Source organism: Bradyrhizobium sp. P5_C11_2 (assembly GCF_054049755.1).
On sequence record NZ_JBFULT010000567.1, the window covers coordinates 1 to 4,872 of the forward strand.

Genomic DNA, 4,872 nt, shown 5'->3' on the forward strand with positions numbered 1-4,872 from the left:
GGTTCGCCCGGTAGAAGTCGCGCTCGGGATAGCGGGTGAGCTCGCCGAGATATTGCTCCAGCTCCCACCTCGAAGTGCGCCAGGGGAAATAGCTGAAGGATTGCGCGAAGCCGAGCTTGGCCAGTCCCTTCATCAATTTCGGCCGCGCATAGGTCTTGGAGAACAGGATCACCTCGGGATGCCGGCGGCGGATGTCGCGGATCAGCCATTCCCAGAACGGGAGCGGCGCGGTGTCGTGATTGTCGATGGCGAAGATGGTCACGCCCTGGTCGATCCAGAACAGCATCGCATCGCGAAAGGCGTTCCACAGCCCGATCCTGTCGACCGATGTGAAATCGGGGATGACGATATCCGGATAGGGCGCGTCCGCCGTCCGCACCGAGCGGTCCGGCCGCCACTTGAACCATTCCGGATGCTGCGTCAGCCAGGGATGGTCCGGCGAGCATTGCACGGCGAAGTCGAGCGCGAGCTCCAGGCCGTATTCCAGGCAGGTCGCGACCAGCKCGCGGAAATCCTCGATCGTGCCGAGCTCGGGATGCAGCGCATCGTGCCCGCCCTCAGTGGCGCCGATCGCATAGGGCGAGCCGGGATCGCCCTCGGCCGCCACTGGTGAGTTGTTGCGGCCCTTGCGGCGGCTGCGGCCGATGGGATGGACCGGCGTGAAGTAGAGCACGTCAAAACCCATCGCGGCGATATCAGGCACGCGCGCGATGCAGTCGCGAAGCGTGCCGTGCCGGCCCGGCGCTTGACTCAGGTTTTGGCTCTGGCTGCGCGGCATCATCTGATACCAGGTGCTGAAGCGCGCCTTGTCGCGGTCGACGATCAGGGGGAAAAGCGGCGAACGGGTCAGGTCGGGCCGCGACTGGCTCTCGGCCATCGCCGCGCCGAGCTCGGCTGCGAGCAGCGGGGTGACCTCGCCGGTCTGAAGATAGTCCTCGCATTGCCTGATGATGACCGCCGCGGCGTCCTGCTGCGCGCCATGCGCCTTGGTCAGGAGGCCGGCGCCCTCGATCGCATCGAGGCTGACGTCGGCGCCGGACAGCTGCTTTCGCTCCAGTCCATGACGCCAGGTGGCGAATTCATCGGTCCATGCTTCGACGGCATAGACATGTTGTCCGGGCTCGAGCGGGACGAACGCGCCGGACCATCGGTCATTGCCGTGATGGATCATCGGCTCGCTCCGCCATTCCCGCTCCTCTTCGCCGCGCCAGACCAGCGCAGCACCGACCACGTTGCTGCCGTCGCGATAGATGTCGGCCCAGACCTCGACCCGCTCGCCCGCGATCCGCTTCACGGCGAAGCGGCCGCCATCGATCGACGGATAGAGATCTTCGATGAGGAAAGCACCGCCGGCTGCGGCACTCTCGACAGTTTGAATTGTCTTGTTCACGGTGATGCCATTGACAAGAAAGCAGGGCCCGTTTCCCTTGCCGGGAACCTACGCTTGATACCTATATAGAAAGCCGCTTGTGTGTCATTAGTTCCCCCTGGGAACGGCAGGCGCAGTTTGCGAGTTAACCCTGACTAACGTCTTCCGCGACCTCATTAAAATCGATGTCCCCGGCCAAAGAATGGCCTGCAAGCTGCGTGCCGAATGGATCTTTTAGCTCAAGCCCAGATCAAGGGCGTTCAGTCCGAATTCGTGGACGCCCTCGGAAAGCTGCGGGTCACCGATCCCGCCGCCCTCAAATCCATCCTCGACGCCCTGCCGGAGAAACGGGTCTACCGCTTCGTCGGCGGGCCGGTCGTGGTGCGCGCCCTGGGTCATCCGCGCACCGAATTGGCGGCCATTGGCGCGGCGCCGCTGCAATGGAAATTGACCGCAAACGGCAATTTGATCGCGCAAGGCGAGACGCGCGAGCCCGTGATCGCCTGGCCCGCCGGCCTGCCGCTCGGCTATCACCGCCTCACACTGACCGATGCCGAAGGTGTGACGGAAGAGGTGCCGATGATTGTGGCGCCTGAACGGGCCTTCGGCGGGGATTTCGCCCGCGGCTGGCTGCTCGCGGTGCAGCTCTACAGCGTCCGCTCGGATCGCAATTGGGGCATCGGCGATTTCACCGACTTGGCTGGTCTCGTCCGGCTCGCCAGGCAGCTCGGCGCCGACGGCGTCGGGCTCAACCCGCTGCACGTCCTGTTCGACGACCAGCCTGCCGATTGCAGTCCCTATTCGCCGAACAGCCGGCTGTTTCTCAACCCGCTCTATATCGACGTCGAAGCGATCCCGGAATTTTCAGCGGACCTCGTCCCTGGCGCCGCAACGACGGCTGCGCGATTGCGCGAAGGTGATCGCGTGCCCTACGCCGACATGGCGGCGTTGAAATGGCTGGGCCTGCACGCGGCCTTTGACAGCTTCGTGACAACGGCAAGTAGCACACGCCGGAAGGAATTTGACGCCTTCCGCGCCGCCCGTGCGCCGCTGTTGTCCCGTTTTGCCTGCTTCGAGGTGCTGCGGCATCGCTTCACCGGGCCGTGGTGGGAATGGCCGCCCGAGTGGCGGCAGCCGGACGCGACAAAATGCGCCGAGATGCGCAATGGCTCCGACAAGCGCGAGGTCGAGTTCGTCGAGTTCGTGCAATGGACCGCGGATAGCCAATTGCATGCCGCCAAGCAGCTCGCCGGCCAGCTCGGCATGCGGGTCGGGCTCTATCTCGACGTCGCCGTCGGCGTGCAGTCCAACGGCTTCGATGCCTGGAATGAGCAGATGGCGATTTCGCGCCATCTCGCCGTCGGCGCGCCGCCCGACGTGCTCAACACCGTCGGCCAGGACTGGGGCCTGGCCGGCTTCAACGCAGGCGGCCTGGAAGCCCAGTCCTTTGTGCCGTTCGCCGACATGCTGGCTGCATCGATGCGCCATGCCGGCGCGATCCGTCTCGATCACGTGCTCGGACTGAAGCGGCTCTATCTGGTGCCGCGTGGTTTCAAGCCCGACAATGGCGCCTATGTGCAGATGCCGTTCGAGGCGCTGCTTGGCGCGGTGGCGCGCGAGAGCGCGGCCCATCAATGCATCGTGATCGGCGAGGACCTTGGCACGGTGCCGGAAGGTTTTCGCGAGACCATGCAGGATTTCGGCATCTGGTCCTACCTCGTCATGATGTTCGAGCGCGACGATGCCGGCCACTTCCGCAACATCGACCATTACCGGCCCAACGCGCTGGTGACGCTGAACACGCATGATCTGTGCACCTATGCGGGCTGGCGCTCCTTCAGCGATCTCAAGATGAAGCGCTCGCTCGGGCTCGACCCCGGCGAGGACGACCAGGCGCGCTGGGATGCGCTCGGGGCGCTCGACGAGATCCTGCGGCAGAACGGCATCCAGGCCAACGACCTCTGTTCGGTGCTCACCTTCCTGTCGCGCACGCCGGCACGGCTGCTGGCGGTGTCGCTGGAAGATCTGCTCGGCGTGATCGACCAGCCCAACATTCCCGGCACGATCGACGAGCATCCGAACTGGCGCCAGCGCCTGCCGGTCGCGCTCGACAAGATCGCCGCCAAGATCGACCTCGCGGCCTTGAAAGCTGCGACACGGGAACGTTCCCTGACCGGCGGGAGTTGAACAGCCGGGCATTTTCAGGCTCGCAAGACATTGTCGCAGAACATCGAGGATTATGCGCTGATCGGCGACTGCGAAACCGCGGCGCTGGTCGGGCGCGACGGCTCGATCGACTGGCTGTGCTGGCCGGCCTTCGATTCCGATGCCTGCTTTGCCGCGATCCTCGGGACGCACAAGAACGGCCGCTGGCTGGTCGCGCCCGCCGAGGACGTCACCGCTACGTCGCGCCGCTATCTCGGCGATACCCTCATCCTCGAAACGCGCTTCGAGACGAAGAGCGGCACCGTCGCGCTGATCGACTTCATGCCGCCGCGCGGCAAGGCCTCCGACATCGTGCGGCTGGTGCGCGGCGTCAGCGGCGCGGTGAAGATGCGGATGCAGCTCGTGATCCGCTTCGGCTTCGGTGCCGATATTCCCTGGGTGCGGCGGTGCAAGGACGGCTCGCTGCTGGCGGTCGCCGGCCAGGACATGACCGTGCTGCGCACGCCGGTCGAGACCCGGGGCGAGGACCTGACGACGGTCGCCGAATTCGAGGTGAAGGCCGGCGACACCGTGCCCTTCGTGCTGACCTACGGCCCCTCGCACCTCGATCCGCCCGCGCCGATCGACCCGGAGATCGCGCTCCAGGAGACCGAAAAATTCTGGCAGGACTGGTGCAGCCGCTGCACGCGGGACGGCGAGTATCACGATCTCATCATGCGCTCGCTGATCACGCTGAAGGCGCTGACCTTCGACCCGACCGGCGGCATCGTCGCGGCGCCCACGACCTCGCTGCCCGAGAAGCTCGGCGGCAGCAGGAACTGGGACTACCGCTTCTGCTGGCTGCGCGATGCCACCTTCACGCTGCTGGCGCTGATGAACTCGGGTTACACCGAGGAAGCCTCGGCCTGGCACAATTGGCTCTTGCGCGCCGCTGCCGGCTCGCCGGCGAACATGCAGATCATGTACGGCATCTGGGGCCAGCGGCGGCTGCTGGAATGGGAGGCGGGCTGGCTCGACGGCTATGAGAGCGCCAAGCCGGTGCACATCGGCAATGCCGCGCATGCACAGCTCCAGCTCGACGTCTATGGCGAGCTGATCGACGCCTTCCACCAGTCGCGCATGGCGAAGCTGAAGCTCGATGACGAGAGCTGGGCGCTGGAATGCGCCGTGCTCAACCATCTCGCCGAGGTCTGGGACCATCCCGACAACGGCATCTGGGAACGGCGCGGTGAGCCGAAGCACTACGTCTTCTCCAAGGTGATGACCTGGGTCGCCTTCGACCGCGGCATCAAGAGCGCCGAGACCTTTGGCTTCAAGGCGCCGCTGCTGCATTGGCG

General features: G+C 65.4%; 3 protein-coding genes. 2 read left to right on the forward strand and 1 reads right to left on the reverse strand.

What is annotated here, in order from left to right:
• The coding region (locus ACXJL8_RS34170) for a maltotransferase domain-containing protein (protein ID WP_456686378.1) at positions 1 to 1,390 on the reverse strand (1,390 nt) is incomplete at its 3' end.
• A gap of 204 nt (positions 1,391 to 1,594) precedes the next feature.
• Here ACXJL8_RS34170 and malQ point away from each other — a divergent pair.
• Together malQ and ACXJL8_RS34180 are read left to right on the forward strand one after the other, a co-directional pair.
• Positions 1,595 to 3,556, forward strand: a complete 1,962-nt coding sequence (gene malQ / locus ACXJL8_RS34175; protein ID WP_456617966.1) for a 4-alpha-glucanotransferase — start codon at positions 1,595 to 1,597, stop codon at positions 3,554 to 3,556.
• Between the two features lie 30 nt (positions 3,557 to 3,586).
• On the forward strand, positions 3,587 to 4,872 hold a 1,286-nt coding region (locus tag ACXJL8_RS34180), incomplete at its 3' end, for a glycoside hydrolase family 15 protein (RefSeq protein ID WP_456686379.1).

Bases quoted from the DNA above. Each gene is read 5' to 3' on its own strand.
- malQ (WP_456617966.1), top strand. From the start codon at position 1,595: ATGGATCTTTTAGCTCAAGCCCAGATCAAGGGCGTTCAGTCCGAATTC.